At 63.9% G+C, this 13816-nt stretch carries 12 protein-coding genes and 1 pseudogene; 8 read left to right on the forward strand and 5 right to left on the reverse strand.

All coding sequences use genetic code 11. From position 1 onward, the window contains the following. Positions 1 to 33 precede the first annotated feature (33 nt). Complete coding sequence (locus AC5Y21_RS21970) at positions 34 to 1269, reverse strand: acyl-CoA dehydrogenase family protein (RefSeq protein ID WP_499915483.1); 1236 nt, start codon at positions 1267 to 1269, stop codon at positions 34 to 36. Between the two features lie 210 nt (positions 1270 to 1479). Between AC5Y21_RS21970 and AC5Y21_RS21975 the strand changes: the two genes are divergently transcribed. The 4 genes and pseudogenes from AC5Y21_RS21975 (at position 1480) to AC5Y21_RS21990 (ending at position 5421) form a co-directional block, all read left to right on the forward strand. Further along, positions 1480 to 2010, forward strand: a complete 531-nt coding sequence (locus AC5Y21_RS21975) for a nuclear transport factor 2 family protein (protein WP_499915420.1) — start codon at positions 1480 to 1482, stop codon at positions 2008 to 2010. Positions 2011 to 2017: 7 nt separating this feature from the next. Continuing rightward, positions 2018 to 3124 carry an NAD-dependent epimerase/dehydratase family protein gene (locus AC5Y21_RS21980; protein ID WP_499915422.1) on the forward strand — a complete coding sequence of 369 codons (1107 nt, stop codon included), beginning with the start codon at positions 2018 to 2020 and terminating at the stop codon, positions 3122 to 3124. A 107-nt stretch (positions 3125 to 3231) separates the two neighbouring features. After that, positions 3232 to 4656, forward strand: a pseudogene (locus AC5Y21_RS21985) (NAD(P)/FAD-dependent oxidoreductase). A 9-nt stretch (positions 4657 to 4665) separates the two neighbouring features. Next, entirely contained in the window at positions 4666 to 5421 is a 756-nt protein-coding gene (locus AC5Y21_RS21990) for an acyl-[acyl-carrier-protein] thioesterase (protein ID WP_499915424.1), read from the forward strand. Here AC5Y21_RS21990 and AC5Y21_RS21995 read toward each other — a convergent pair. The 3 genes from AC5Y21_RS21995 to AC5Y21_RS22005 form a co-directional block, all read right to left on the reverse strand. Then, positions 5418 to 6242: a hypothetical protein gene (locus AC5Y21_RS21995; RefSeq protein WP_499915426.1), complete on the reverse strand. Its 825-nt coding sequence runs from the start codon at positions 6240 to 6242 to the stop codon at positions 5418 to 5420. The two genes, AC5Y21_RS21990 and AC5Y21_RS21995, sit on opposite strands and share 4 nt — an antisense overlap. Beyond that, on the reverse strand, positions 6242 to 6865 hold the full coding sequence (locus AC5Y21_RS22000; RefSeq protein WP_499915428.1) for a TetR/AcrR family transcriptional regulator: 624 nt from the start codon (positions 6863 to 6865) through the stop codon (positions 6242 to 6244). Before AC5Y21_RS22000 ends, AC5Y21_RS21995 begins: the two co-directional genes overlap by 1 nt. A 121-nt stretch (positions 6866 to 6986) precedes the next feature. Next, on the reverse strand, positions 6987 to 7958 hold the full coding sequence (locus tag AC5Y21_RS22005; RefSeq protein ID WP_499915429.1) for an aldo/keto reductase: 972 nt from the start codon (positions 7956 to 7958) through the stop codon (positions 6987 to 6989). 54 nt (positions 7959 to 8012) lie between these two features. Here AC5Y21_RS22005 and AC5Y21_RS22010 point away from each other — a divergent pair, with 54 nt between their 5' ends. Continuing rightward, positions 8013 to 9311, forward strand: a complete 1299-nt coding sequence (locus AC5Y21_RS22010) for an acyltransferase family protein (RefSeq protein WP_499915431.1) — start codon at positions 8013 to 8015, stop codon at positions 9309 to 9311. Between the two features lie 69 nt (positions 9312 to 9380). Here AC5Y21_RS22010 and AC5Y21_RS22015 read toward each other — a convergent pair whose 3' ends face one another. Next, positions 9381 to 10046: a TetR/AcrR family transcriptional regulator gene (locus AC5Y21_RS22015; RefSeq protein WP_499915433.1), complete on the reverse strand. Its 666-nt coding sequence runs from the start codon at positions 10044 to 10046 to the stop codon at positions 9381 to 9383. A 122-nt stretch (positions 10047 to 10168) separates the two neighbouring features. Between AC5Y21_RS22015 and AC5Y21_RS22020 the strand changes: the two genes are divergently transcribed. Genes AC5Y21_RS22020 through mhpA form a run of 3 tightly spaced genes read left to right on the forward strand, consistent with a single transcriptional unit; the run spans position 10169 to position 13775 of the window. Beyond that, the gene (locus tag AC5Y21_RS22020; protein WP_499915435.1) at positions 10169 to 11311 is read left to right on the forward strand and encodes a VOC family protein; all 1143 of its coding nucleotides are present in this window, start codon (positions 10169 to 10171) and stop codon (positions 11309 to 11311) included. After that, positions 11308 to 12246 carry a fumarylacetoacetate hydrolase family protein gene (locus tag AC5Y21_RS22025; RefSeq protein WP_499915437.1) on the forward strand — a complete coding sequence of 313 codons (939 nt, stop codon included), beginning with the start codon at positions 11308 to 11310 and terminating at the stop codon, positions 12244 to 12246. The genes AC5Y21_RS22020 and AC5Y21_RS22025 overlap by 4 nt, the downstream gene beginning before the upstream one ends. Further along, positions 12243 to 13775 (forward strand): bifunctional 3-(3-hydroxy-phenyl)propionate/3-hydroxycinnamic acid hydroxylase MhpA, encoded by a 1533-nt coding sequence (gene mhpA, locus AC5Y21_RS22030; protein ID WP_499915439.1) that lies wholly within the window; start codon positions 12243 to 12245, stop codon positions 13773 to 13775. Before AC5Y21_RS22025 ends, mhpA begins: the two co-directional genes overlap by 4 nt. Positions 13776 to 13816 lie beyond the last annotated feature (41 nt).

A 13816-nucleotide genomic window follows, 5' to 3' on the forward strand; every position in this document is an offset into this window, starting at 1 on the left:
CGCGACACCGCCTCGTCGCCACGGGGCGCAGCGTCAACCGCGGTGCCTGTTTCGCCGTACCTGGTTGAACGGCACACCGCGATCGGCGGCGTACTCGCGCGGCAGATTCAGCACTCGTTCGGCGATCACGTTGCGCGCCATCTCGGTGGTTCCGCCGCCGATGCTGGCGATCTGGCGTCCCAGGTAGCGCGTGCCGACGTCGAGGAGGCCAGAGTCATCCTCGACGACGGCCGCGGAGCCCGCGACGGCCAGGGCGGTATCGGTTTCGACGTCGTGAACCGCGGCCATGAACAGTCTGATGATCGACCCCGCCGCGGGCGGCAGGGCTCCGCTCGCTACGGCATGAAACACGTGCTCGCTGAGTTGCCCGTGGATCGCACGATGGACCAGAGCCCTTCCCGCCATCTCCCGGACGCGGTCACAGTCATCTTGCCTCGCATTGTGGGCCACCGACACCAGATCGATCGAAACATCTTGCGCCTCAGCTATTCCGGGTCCACTGGTGTATTCCGAGCCGTCGCCCATGGTGCGGCGCTCGTGGTACAGCTGTCGCGACGCGACCTCCCAGCCGTTGCCCGGTTCCCCGACCACCGCGTCGTCACCGACGTCGACGTCGTCGAGGAACTCTTCGCAGAACTCGGTCGAGCCGTTGACTTGTCGAATGCGGTTGATCGTTATTCCAGGATGCCGAAGGGGCACCAAGAACATCGTCAGCCCCTCGTGTTTAGGGACTCCCCAGTCGGTCCGGGCCAGGCACAGCCCGTAGTCCGCGGCGAATGCCCAGGTGCTCCACGTCTTGGCGCCGTTGATGACCCAGCGTCCGTCCCGCCGGTCGGCGCGGGTGATGACACCCGCGAGGTCCGAGCCACCGCTGGGTTCCGACAGCAGCTGTACCAGCACTTCGTCGCCGCGCAGCGCCGCCCGGATATGACTGCGTCTCTGCTCCTCGCTGCCCATATCGAGGATCGTCGCGCAGCAAATGGCGAATGACGGAACGTTGAGGATCAGCGGTGTCTCGTAGCCGAGAGACTCGGCGTCGAACGCTCTCTTGTATTCGTAGCTCAGTCCAAGTCCCCCGTACTCGCGGGGAAAGCAGATTCCCGCAAACCCTCCATCCCACAAGGTTTTTTGTAGTTCGCGGGCTCGCACCCAGATCTCGTCTGTGTCGCGTGCCGTAATCGCCGGGTTGTCGGGATCCAGTCGAGGCATGTTCTCGACCAACCACGACCGGGCCCGGCGCCGAAATTCCTCGACCGACTCAGCAATCACGACGTCGGATTCGTTCACGCAGCATCGCCGATTGCCCTTTCGCCGCGACCGCGCTGTGCGGTCGCCCAGCAGTGGCCTAAGACTGTACCGGACCGCGCTTGCCTGCCACGGCGCGATGCCGACGCCCCCGCCGATGGTTTACAGTTCCTGCATAAAGTGTCACGCTCCCCTAACTTGGGGTAGCACTGATCGGCGAGGAACGAGCTGGCGATGACAGACCGTACACAGGAGCCGAGCGTCGACGATGATGCGGCTAAGCTGCTCGCGATCGAGTCGATCAAGCAGCTGAAAGCCCGCTACTGCCGATATCTCGACACCAAGGACTGGGCCGCGTGGCGGACGCTCTTCACCGACAACTTCGTCAGCGACACCGCCGAGGCCGGTGGCAAATTGATTGTCGGTGCTGACGACTTCGTGGCCTTCACCCGCAACAACATCGGGCGCCGCTCGCAAGCCACTGCACACCAGGTGCATGCACCCGAGATCGAAGTCACTTCGGGAACTACGGCTCGCGGGGTATGGGCCCTGCAAGACGTCGTCCGGTTCGGGCCCGGGGTGAGTTTGATTGGGTACGGCCACTACCACGAGACTTACCAGAAGACCGGCGGACAGTGGCTTATCAAGAGCTCCAAGCTAACTCGGCTTCGGGAGGACATCGCCACTCCCCTGTTCTCGTTTTACGTCTCCGCCCGTTTGCGAAACGCCACCGCCAAACTCGCCCGCCGGCTCACGGAGCAGTGACACGCAAATGACTGCAACCACCATCCTGGTCACCGGGGCGTTCGGACAGATCGGCAAGCGTTGCACCCAGATCCTGCTCAGTCGCGGTCGAACCGTCATCGCGATGGACCTGCGTACCGAAGCCACCGCCGCGGTCGAGAAACAGTTGTTCGCCGGGGAGCAGCCTGGGCGGCTGATTCCGTCTTATGTCGACCTGCGCGATGCTGCAGCGATACGCGAGCTGGTCGTGGCTCACCAGCCCCAAGCGATCATCCACTTCGCGGCGATCGTTTCACCGCCGTCGTACCGCAATCCCGGGCTCGCCCGCAAAGTGAATGTGGGTGGGACCGAGAACCTGCTGGCGGCCGTCGAGTCGCTGTCCGAGCCGCCGTTGTTCCTGCTGGCATCAAGCGCCGCCGTCTATGGATCGCGCAACCCCTACCGCTATCCCGAGCGGATCACACCCGATACCGCCGTAAATCCGATCGATCAGTACGGAGAGGACAAAGTGCTCGCGGAGGCGGCGGTACGCGCCAGCGGCCTTCCGTATGCGCTGCTTCGGCTGGGCGGGGTCGTCTCGCCGGACGCTCAGTTCGGCGCCGACTATATGCTGCTGGTCCGCGCGACGCCGGGCGACAACCGCATGCACCTGGTGGATTCGCGCGACGCGGCACTGGCATTTGCCAATGCCGTCGATCGCAAAGCCACGATCGCGGGCAAGGTCCTGCTTATCGGCGGCAACGAATCGTATGTGAAGCTGTATCGCGACGTCGAGGATGACATCATGGCGAGCGTCGGCGTGGGCCGTCTCGGGCCCTCGGCGAGCCTGCCCGGCGACCCCGCGGATGACCGCGGGTGGGGTTTCACCGGCTGGTTCGACACCACCGAATCGCAGGCGCTGCTCGACTTCCAGCAGCACGACTGGGATCAGACCGTGACCTGGGTGGCCGACGCCCAGGCCCGGCTGCGCGTCGTCTTGCGCGCACTTGGCCCGATCTTGCGACCCATGATGCGTATGGCCCTGAAACTGCAGCGCCGCGCCGAGCGACGCGGCCCGTATGCCGACCCATGGACGCTGATCGCGAAGAAATTCGGTACCGCTGCCCTGGCGTCGGCTGGGCATCGTCACGCGTAAAGCGTTGCCGTAGCGTTGCGCCACGTAGTCTGCAATGGCCACGGACTACCCTGTACCGGCAGCTGTCCGAAAATTCTGGAAGATCCCGCTGCTCAAAGGAGGTGCCGATGAGGGGGTCCACGAAAAGCATCGAGACCGACTACCTCGTAATAGGTGCCGGAGCCATGGGAATGGCGTTCACCGACACACTGATCACCGAGTCTGAGGCACGCGTGGTCATCGTCGACGGTGCCCATCAACCGGGGGGACACTGGAACGCCGCCTACCCCTTCGTACGGTTGCACCAACCGTCGGCGTACTACGGTGTCAACTCAAGGGCGTTGGGCAACAACACGATTGATGCCGTCGGCTGGAACCAGGGACTGGGCGAACTTGCCCCCGTCGGCGAGATATGCGCCTACTTCGATGCGGTAATGCAGCAGCAATTTCTTCCCACCGGCCGAGTTTAGTACTTCCCGATGAGCAAGTATCTCGGCGACGGGCGGATCCGGACCATGGCCGGCACCGAATGTGTCGTCACCGTCAATAAAAGAGTCGTCGACGCAACCTATTTGCGCGCGACCGTGCCATCGATGCGACCCGCACCTTACGACGTCGCACCGGGTATCGACTGCATTCCCCCAAGCGAACTGCCCAAATACGCTCCACGAGATCGGTATGTGATCGTCGGCGCGGGAAAAACCGGCATGGATGTTTGCCTGTGGCTGCTGCGAAACGAAGTCAGCCCCAAGAATCTGACCTGGATCATGCCTCGCGATTCCTGGATGATGGACCGCGCGACCCTGCAGCCCGGACCGACGTTCATCAACCAATTCCGGGCGAGCTACGGCGCGACTCTCGACGCAATCGGGGCCGCGACATCGACCGACGATCTCTTCGATCGGCTGGAGAGTGCCGGGACTCTGTTGCGCCTCGACGCCTCGATACGCCCGACCATGTATCGGTGCGCGATTGTTTCGCAGCTGGAGTTTGAACAATTGCGCCGTATCGAGGACATCGTCAGGATGGGCCATGTCCAGCGCATCGAGCCCACCGCGATCGTCTTGGACGGCGGATCGATCACCTCGTCCCCGTCCGCGCTGTACATCGATTGCACAGCCGACGGAGCACCGCAACGTCCGGCCAAGCAGGTCTTCGACGGCGACCACCTCACTCTGCAGGCCGTACGGGGTTGCCAGCAGGTGTTCAGCGCCGCGTTCATCGCCCACGTCGAACTGGCCTACGACTCCGACGAGCTGAAAAACGAACTCTGCACGCCGATTCCACACCCGGACCGCGACCTCGACTGGATGCGACTGACGCATTCCGATCTCCGTAATCAGCATCGCTGGCTGGCCGACGATGACCTGACCGACTGGCTCAGCACCGCACGGTTGAACCTTCTCGCCGAATTGCTCCCACCGCTGTCGGACAAGCCGCGGGTGCGCGAACGAGTGGTGTCGATGTTTCAAAACAAGCTGAGCACCGCCATAGAGCAGCTCGAAAAGCTGCTCAGCGAGCACAGTCTCGAAATCACAGACGAGCAACGCTAGAGGAGAACCGTGTCGCACCACCCCGAAGGGGACATACCACTTGCCGACCTCCCCGACGCGGGATACGTCTACCAAACCGGTTGGCGGCTGGCCACTACGGACATCGACGAGCACAAACGGCTGCGCCTCGACGGCGTGGCGCGCTACATCCAAGAGGTCGGCGCCGAGCATCTCGGCGACGCCCAACTCGCCGACGTCCATCCCCATTGGATCGTGCTGCGCACGGTCATCGACGTACTCAAACCAATCGAAATCCCCAGCGACATCACCTTCCGCCGTTGGTGCGCAGCACTTTCCACACGCTGGTGCAACATGCGCGTGCAGCTCGAGGGTTCCGACGGCGGACGCATCGAAACCGAGGGATTCTGGATTTGCATGAACAAAGACACCCTGACCCCCTCGCGCCTCACCGAGGATTGCATCGCGCGTTTCGGCAGCACCACCGACAACCACCGACTGCGATGGCGCCCCTGGCTTACCGAACCGGTCAGTGACGGGACTGAGACACCGTTTCCACTGCGCCGCACCGATATTGACCACTTCGAGCACGTCAACAATACAATCTATTGGCACGGCGTACATGAAATCCTCGGCCAGGAACCTGAATTGGAGAACGCACCGTATCGCGCCGTCCTGGAATACCGCAGCCCCATCAAGTTTGGCGAATCGGTGACCATTCGGTCCGAGCGTCACCGCGATACCGTGCGCATGCAGTTCGCCGTCGGCGATGACGTTCGAGCCGCCGCACTGGTGCGCAAGATCTAGGGATAGGCGGCAACACAGGCGTCGTTGGACAGACCGGCGGCGAGTTCGTCGAGATCAAACGGCCGGTCGAGACGCGCGCGCAGTTCGGCGGGGTCGACGAGAAGGCTGATCTCGGCGGTCTGCCGAGCGAGCAGACGCCCGATGAGTGGGTAGAGCCGGCGCATCAGTGCCCGCTCCCCGGTCGTGCAGCGGGCTGCGCAGTAACCGACGTGGCCGATTTCGTCGGTGAGGATGTCGTTGTAGAGCCGCTCGATGCGTGCGGCCACGTCTGGTTCGTCGGCGAACAGCTCGACACCGACGCGGCCCAGTTCGTCGAACATTACGCAGCCGGCCATTTCCGCCGCTCCCACAAACGCGAATCCCAGACGCTCGGGCAGGAACACGTTGAGCTTGACGAACTGGCGCATCACCAGCGGCGGCGGACTCACCTGGAACGGCAGACCGAAGATATCCAGCACGTAGGCAAGCAGGCGGGTGTGATAGTGCTCCTCGAGCTCCATGTACACCCGTTCCGGCAGTGTGTCGTCACTACTGTTGCGCCCATATGTCTCGCCCAGTCCCACGCCGAATCGCTCCGCCTGGTTCAGCTTGGCGGTGGCCAACAGAAACAGCATCTCGCGGTCGAGGCCCGGCTCGGGCCGGCGCCGACGAAGATTGCGCGCGAACACATCCCGATCGATGCGGCGCGCCGACCGGACGGGCTCCGCCTCCAGCGCCGCAAAGAATTCCTCGCGGTTGGCCAGGCGGCGATTCAGCAGATCTGCCTCGCCGTCGCGTTGCGTCAGGTAGAGACGGTAGCCGTCGATACCGGTCGCGTTCATCATTCCTCCATTCCCCTGACAACCGTTGTCACATAACGATCCAACAGCGCGGTCCGCGCGCGCGAAGCGGATACGCCTGTGGCCAGCAATGCGAATAATCCCGTCATAAAAATCACTCCGAGCTCACCCGCGTCGGCATCTCGCGACACCCGCCCACTGACCTGCGCCTGTGAAATCACGCCAATGACGAACTCTGCCAGCGGGTGCTCACCCAACTGGTCCTCGACGGGCCGGGTCGACGAGAAGTGCAGGCCCAGCATGTCTCGAAACACCACTGGGCCCAACCGCCGCTCCGTGGAAAGCACTTGGCGTACTAACATTTTCAGCACCGACATCAGATCGGGATCATCGGCTGGGGTGTCGAGTCTCGCCACGATCTTTATCTCTTCCGTCCGCTCCAACTCGACCAGCACATGCTCCTTGGTCGGGAAGTGGAAATAGAACGTGCCGCGCGCCACACCCGCCGCCGCCGCGATCGTCGCGACATCAGCACCTGCCAAGCCGGACCGGCCGATCTCTGCCACCGCAGCATCGAATACCCGCGCTCGCGTCTGCAACCGCTGGGCGTCGCGCGCCCGGGTAACCGGCGCAACAGATTGTGCAGTGGACGACGGCGCAGGCATGTCCACACGCTAGAGCATTTCATTGGCACCTGTCAATGACGGTCGTCAGCGAAATCAGTGTGGACGCGATATGACGAATGGGCGTCCAGCGTGGGTGGCACGACCGCGCGGGTCCCGTGAGTCAGCGGTCAATCCAAGGCATTTGCGCTTCGGCGTGGTGGCCGCCAACCGGCGGCGTGAGCTCGTCGAGCCTGGCCAGTTGCTCGGCGGTGAGTTCAAGACTGTCCGCGGCGACGTTTTCCTCAAGGCGCGAAACGCGTTTGGTGCCCGGTATCGGGACGATATCGGCGCCTTTGGCCAGCAGCCACGCCAACGCAACCTGGGCCGCAGTGGCACCGACTTCGTTGCTGATGTCGCGCAGCCGGTCTGCGCTCGCGAGGTTGTGCTCAAAGTTCTCGTCGAAGAAGCGGGGGTTGGTCTTGCGGTAGTCGGTATCGGGTAGTTCGGTGGCGGACCGGATTGTGCCGGTGAGGAATCCACGCCCCAGTGGCGCGTAGGCAACGAACCCGATGCCCAGGTCCCGCAGCAGCGGTAGCACTGCGTCTTGTTGGTCGCGCGTCCACAGCGAGTATTCGGATTGCACCGCCGTGATCGGGTGCACCCCGTGGGCGCGGCGAATGGTGTTGACTCCGACTTCGGAGAGGCCGATGTGCCGGATCTTTCCTTCGGCGACCAGCTCGCTCAACATTCCGACAGTGTCTTCGATCGGGGTGTCGCGGTCGAGGCGGTGTTGATAATAGAGGTCGATGTGGTCAGTTGCCAGGCGCCGCAGCGAACCGTCCACGGCGATATGAATATTCGCGGGGCAGCTGTCGAGACCGTTGCGGCCGGTGTGTGAGATCAGGCCGAATTTGGTTGCCAGCACCACCTGCTCGCGTCGGCCACGCAGCGCTCGCGCGAGTAACTCCTCGTTGACGTACGGGCCGTAGACCTCGGCCGTATCGATCAGCGTGACGCCGAGGTCGATGGCGCGATGAACGGTGCGGATCGATTCGGCGTCGTCACTTCCGGCGCCGGCGTAGGCGACAGACATGCCCATCGCGCCCAGTCCGAGCCGCCCGACTTCCAGGCCGGCGAGGCGTGCGTGCTTCATGGCGCCATTGTGCGACGACGACTCCCTACGGTTCTAGACGGGTACGGTGGCGTCGTGCAGCGGGTAAACACCGATCGACCGGTACGCGACCTGGCTGTGGACTATTACCGCGTATCGGGCGTGGTCCTGATTGTGCTGGGCCACTGGCTGGCCGGATCGGTGACCTATCAGGACGGACGATTCGGTCGCCAGAACCCACTCGTGGACCAGCCCTGGACCCAATGGCTGACCTGGCCCTTCCAGGCGGTACCGGTGTTCTTCCTGGTGGCCGGGTATGCCGGTGCGGTGTCGTGGAAGCATCGCAGCGGTGCCGACGGCATGCCGCGCCAAGCCTGGCTTCGGCATCGACTGGCCCGAGTGCTGGGACCAACAGCGGTATACGTCGGGGTGGCGTCGGTGATTGTGGAAGCGTCCGACGTCTTTGGCGTGCCAGCTTCCACGCTGTCGTACGCCGGATGGGCGGTCGCGATGCACCTGTGGTTCCTTGCCGTCTATCTGATAGTGGTGTGCCTGACGCCCATTGCGGTTGCGGCACATCGCCGTTGGGGGCTTTTGGTGCCAGTGGTGCCGGCGGTATGCGTCGCGGTGGTAGACGCGGCCTCGATCGGCGCCCATGTGCCCTACATCGGCTGGCTGAACTATTTGTTCTGCTGGAGCGCGCTTTACCAGCTCGGAATCGCCTGGCACGACGGCGTATTGACCGGTCGTAGGGCCGCGCTGCTGGCAGTCGGGTCGTCGGGCGCGCTGGCCCTACTGATCGGGCTGGGCCCCTACCCAGTCAGCATGATCGGCGTCCCCGGTCAACCCGTGCAGAACACCGATCCGCCTTCGATGGCAATGCTGGTGTTCGCGTGTGCGCAGGCCGGAATAGCGATAACGCTTGCGCCCGCCCTCAACCGCGCGCTGCGTCCCGGCTGTGTGCGGCAGGTGCTGGCGGTGGCCAATCGCAACATCATGGCCCTTTACCTGTGGCACATGATTCCCGTAGTGATCGTGGCGGTCGTCGGGTATCCGGCCGGACTGTTACCGCAACCGGTCGAGGGAACCGGCCAGTGGTGGCTGGCCCGGCTGGAGTGGGTGACGATTCTCAGCATCGTGACGGCGATCGAGCTGGTGCTGATGTGGTGGGGCCGGCGCTTTTTCGCGGCTCCCTTGCCTATGCTCGGCTCCCCTATTAGCAAGCGGTGGATCGAACCCGTCACGCTGGCCGGTGCCGCGACCGCGGCGTATGGCCTGGGGTTCTTCGCCGCCAAGGGCTTTGCGCCCGATGGCCACTTCCCCTGGGTGACGGCGCTACTCTTCGCTTTCGGCGTGATGCTGGCGGCGTTTCGTCCCAAGGCCGTCACAGTTTGACCGTGTTGTTTGGAAATGCTGTGGGCCGTTGACACCGGAAATCGCTAGCGGGCTGGAGCCTTCGCCCTGCTAAGCCGCGGAATCGGGCTGACCCCAGGCGGCGAGATCCGGCAGCGGGCGCTGGCACACCGCATGCGCCTCGTCAGCGGTGAGCCCGAACAACCGCAGCACGTTTTCGGTCATCGCGTCAGCTGCCGACGCGCCATCGCGATCCGGATTCGCCCGCAGCAGAACGCCGAGGCCCAGCAACGCTCCGCCGGCAGTGGCCAATGCCAATTCCGGGTCGTCGATTCGAAAGCGCCCCGCGTCGGCGGCGGCCTTGATGTCCCGCAGCGCACGCGGAGCCAGCCCGCGATCAGAGGACAGCAACGTCGGCCCGTTGGCCAACAAGATGTCGCTCTCCTGCGGGCGCTCACGCAGGAGCCGGCCCGTCAACCGGAAACTGGTAGCGAACGCTTCGGCGGGGTCGTCGAGCGACGCGGTAAGCCGGTCCAAGAACGCACCGTGGGCGTCGAGCACATCGGCGATCGCAGCCTCGAACAGCTGTTCCTTGCTGTCGAAATGGTTGTAGAAAGAGCCCATCCCGACGTCGGCCGCCTGCGTGATCTCCAGTACCGGGACGTTGGTCTTGCCTTCGGCGATCAACCGCTGGGCAGCTTTGACCAGCGCCGACCTGGTGCGCTGTTTGCGCCGCTCCAGCCGGTTACGTGGCTCCGAGTCGTCTGACACGCTCATCTGACCTCCCTCGCCATCGGGACCCTTAGCAGTATGCATCACTTTTGAGGATTTCGTCAGAAAGCTTGACCGAGCGTCGCCTCGTATGTGACGATTTCGTCAGTTAGTTCAGCGGAGAGGCGATGAGTCTGATGGTCGGCACCCATGGGGACGTGCACAAAGATCTGCACAGCGAGCAGGGAGCCCTACCCGGCGAACACCCCGGCCGCTCCCGGAATCCGGTGATCAAGGTCGCCGACATCGCCTGGCTGGAGTTCGAGAAGCCTGACCTGATCCGCGCCGAGGCGTTTGCCCGCGCGTTCGGCTTCCGGACCGCACGCCGCAGTCCAGACCAGCTTCAATTGCGTGGCAGCGACGCGGGCGCACCGTGCGTCATCGTGCGCCGCGGTCAGCGGACACGCTTTACCGGCATGGCTTTTCGGGCGCACGACGAGGTCGACGTCCTGCGGCTGGCAGACAAAGCCGGCGCCACCGCGCGGCCCCTGCCGGAAAGCATCGGCGGGTTGTCAGTCGAGTTGGTCGATCCCAGCGGGATTCCGGTACAGGTGGTCGCCGGCACGCACGAACTGCCGGAACTCCCGTGCCAACATCCCCATGCTTTCAACTTCGGGCGCGTAGAGCAGCGCACCAACACCATCCAGCGTCCCCCGCGCACGCCGGCGCAGGTTCAGCGTTTGGGTCACCTGGTGCTGCAGTCGACGAAATATCGTGCGGCACTGAATTGGTATCTGGACAACCTGGGGATGATCGTCAGCGATTTCCTCTTCTTTCCGGGCCAGCGCCAACGGGGCCCCACCATGAGCTTTATCCGCTGCGATCGCGGGTCGGAACCGGCCGATCACCACACGTTGGCGATGACACTGGGGCCCGCAAACCGCTACGTTCACTCGGCGTACCAGGTCAGTGACCTGGACGCCTTGGCCGCCGGCGGCGAATACCTCAGGGACCGTGGCTATTTCCGGTCCTGGGGAATCGGCAGGCATATCCAGGGCAGTCAGATTTTCGACTATTGGCGTGATCCGGACGGATTTCTCGTCGAACACTTCACGGACGGCGACATGTTCGACAACACCCTCGAGCCGGGATGGGCGCCCTTCACCGCTTCGGGCTTGGCCCAGTGGGGACCACCGGTGACCAAAGACTTTCTCGGAATTACTCCGAAATCCGCTCGCCACGAACTTGTTTCGATGATCACCGCCCTTCGGGAAAGCAACGAGTTCGATAGCAAGCGCCTTGTCGGTCTGCTGAAAGTAGCCACCTCATGACGGTTTCCGTACTGCGCACCGCCGATGCCTGGTGGATAAAGACTCCCGATGGCGCCGCGAGGGTTGACACCACGGCGAAAACGACCGCGCAGCTGCTGGCCGACCGCGCGGCGGTCGATGCCGCGGCCACCAGCACCGACACCGTCGCGGTCGAGGATCTGCAGCTGGTCTCACCGGTGACGCGGCCGTGCCGGGTAGTGGCTCAGATGACAAACTTCGAATCGCATGTCAAGGACGCGGGCATGGATCCCGCAGCGGTTCCGCTGACCTTCTTCCGCAAGGCATCGGCCTCTATTACCGGTCCGTTCGACGACATCGTCAAACCCCGCCACGTCACCCTGCTGGACTACGAAGTGGAGATCGGGTTGGTGATCGGACGCGAAATCCCGGTCGGCACCGATATTTCCGACGTAAACCTCGCCGAGTTCATCGGCGGTCTGGTCGTCACCAACGACGTCTCAGCGCGCGACATCCAGCTCCCGCAGACCCAGTTCTACGAGGCCAAGTCTTACCCGACGTTCACCCCGGTCGGGCCTCAGCTGGTGCTGCTGAACGCGGAAGAGCTCAGACGCTTCGGCGACCTTCGGCTGCGTCTGAGCGTCAATGGCAGCGAGCGGCAAAACGCACTGGTCGAAGGTGACATGCTGTATCGGCCTTTGCAAGCGCTTCAGTCGCTCACCCAGTTCCAAGAACTCGACCCGGGTGACCTCGTGCTTACCGGTACCCCGATCGGCACCGCTCTCAGCGCGCCGCCGAAGCCGGTCCAGATCATCGGCAATCTGTTGCCGCCGGCGGTCAAGTGGAAAGCGTTCTTCAAGAGTCAGGCCAACAACCCGAAATATCTGAAACACGGCGACATCGTGGCGTCGTCGGTGGCCCCCGACGACGGGACAATCGACCTCGGAACCCAGCGCAGCACAGTCCGATTCGCATGAACGACGCCGCGGTTCGGCATGTGCCCGTCGTCATCGTCGGCGCCGGGCCGACCGGCATTACCGCGGCCACCCTGTTGGCGCAGTACGGCGTGGACTGTCTGATCCTCGACCGCTGGCACGGCGTATACCCGCAACCGCGGGCCGTGCACTTAGACGACGAAATCTACCGAGTTATCGCCCGCCTCGGCATCGCCGACGAGTTCGCCGCGATTTCGCGCCCCACCCTTGGTTTGCGGCTGCTCGACAATCGTTTCAAGGTCCTTGCCGAGTTCAGCCGCGACCCATCCCGCAGCGTCCATGGCTTCCCACAGGCCAACATGTTCGACCAACCGGAATTGGAGGCGCTGCTGCGGGCAAACCTCAAGCGCTACCCGAACGCCCAATTGCGCGGCGACGCCGAGGTAACCGAGGTCACCGACCGCGGCGGATGCATCCGCGTCACGTTCACCGACCGCATCGACGGCCAGGGTCATGCGGTCGAGGCCGACTACCTGCTGGGTTGCGACGGGGCCAATAGCCTGGTGCGCACCCAGATCGGGGCGACCATGCGGGATTTGAACTTCGAGCAGCGCTGGCTGGTCGTCGACGTGGCCACCGACGCCGACCTACATCAGTGGGACGGTGTGTACCAGGTCTGCGATCCGGCGCGCGCGGGCACCTACATGCGGATTGGACATGCCCGTTACCGGTGGGAGTTTCGGCTGCTGCCCGGCGAAAGCGCCGCCGACTTCGGTACTTCGACCACCCTACGACCGCTTATCGCCCCATGGGTGGCCGACGTTGCGGACAGCGAACTGACCTTACTGCGCGTCGCGGAGTACACATTCCGCGCGCAGATCGCCGACCACTGGCGCCGCGGCAATATCTTCCTGCTGGGTGATGCCGCGCACCTCACTCCCCCCTTCATCGGTCAGGGCATGGGCGCCGGAATACGGGATGCCATGAACCTCGCTTGGAAGATCGCCGGGGTCCGCGATGGCTCGCTTGCGACAAGCGTTCTCAACACCTATGAGCAAGAGCGCAAACCGCACACCCGCCAGTTGATCCGGCTGGCGCTCACCATCGGTCGGTCGATGACCGGAGGCGGGCACCTGGGCGACCTGGTCCGCCGCGTTGTACTGCCACGGCTGCACCTGGTTCCGGGTCTGCGCGACAAGGTCGTCGACTCCACCACACCCGCACTGCACCGTTCCGCACTGGTGATCAAATCGCGCCGACGAGGCCAACTTGCCGGCACGCTGTGTCCGAATTCGACGCTACGACAGGGTAAACGGCTCGATGACGAGGTCGGAACGGGCTTCTCGCTGATCACCAGCAGCCCGCTGGGGCAGGCCGATGAAGCATTGCTCGCGCGTCGCAATATCGCGATGCTGGTTGCCCAACCCGGAGGCGAATTGGAAACGTGGCTGCACCAGGGCCGGGCGGAGGCGGCCGTCGTGCGTCCTGACCGGACCGTGATGTGCGCCGGACGCGACGCAGCAGCCCTGTGCGCAACCGTGGTGTCCAGCGTCGGCCGCCCGCACGGTTGAAATGTGCTCAACCACTCCAATGTCACGATGATGTTGGGTGT

Source organism: Mycobacterium sp. NGS41 (assembly GCF_059812725.1).

What these genes read in the sequence shown, in the direction of transcription:
- AC5Y21_RS21975 (WP_499915420.1), top strand. Translation starts at nt 1,480, where the DNA reads ATGACAGACCGTACACAGGAGCCGAGCGTCGACGATGATGCGGCTAAG.
- AC5Y21_RS21980 (WP_499915422.1), top strand. Translation starts at nt 2,018, where the DNA reads ATGACTGCAACCACCATCCTGGTCACCGGGGCGTTCGGACAGATCGGC.
- AC5Y21_RS21995 (WP_499915426.1), bottom strand. Translation starts at nt 6,242, where the DNA reads ATGAACGCGACCGGTATCGACGGCTACCGTCTCTACCTGACGCAACGC.
- AC5Y21_RS22000 (WP_499915428.1), bottom strand. Translation starts at nt 6,865, where the DNA reads ATGCCTGCGCCGTCGTCCACTGCACAATCTGTTGCGCCGGTTACCCGG.
- AC5Y21_RS22005 (WP_499915429.1), bottom strand. Translation starts at nt 7,958, where the DNA reads ATGAAGCACGCACGCCTCGCCGGCCTGGAAGTCGGGCGGCTCGGACTG.
- AC5Y21_RS22015 (WP_499915433.1), bottom strand. Translation starts at nt 10,046, where the DNA reads ATGAGCGTGTCAGACGACTCGGAGCCACGTAACCGGCTGGAGCGGCGC.
- AC5Y21_RS22020 (WP_499915435.1), top strand. Translation starts at nt 10,169, where the DNA reads ATGAGTCTGATGGTCGGCACCCATGGGGACGTGCACAAAGATCTGCAC.
- AC5Y21_RS22025 (WP_499915437.1), top strand. Translation starts at nt 11,308, where the DNA reads ATGACGGTTTCCGTACTGCGCACCGCCGATGCCTGGTGGATAAAGACT.
- mhpA (WP_499915439.1), top strand. Translation starts at nt 12,243, where the DNA reads ATGAACGACGCCGCGGTTCGGCATGTGCCCGTCGTCATCGTCGGCGCC.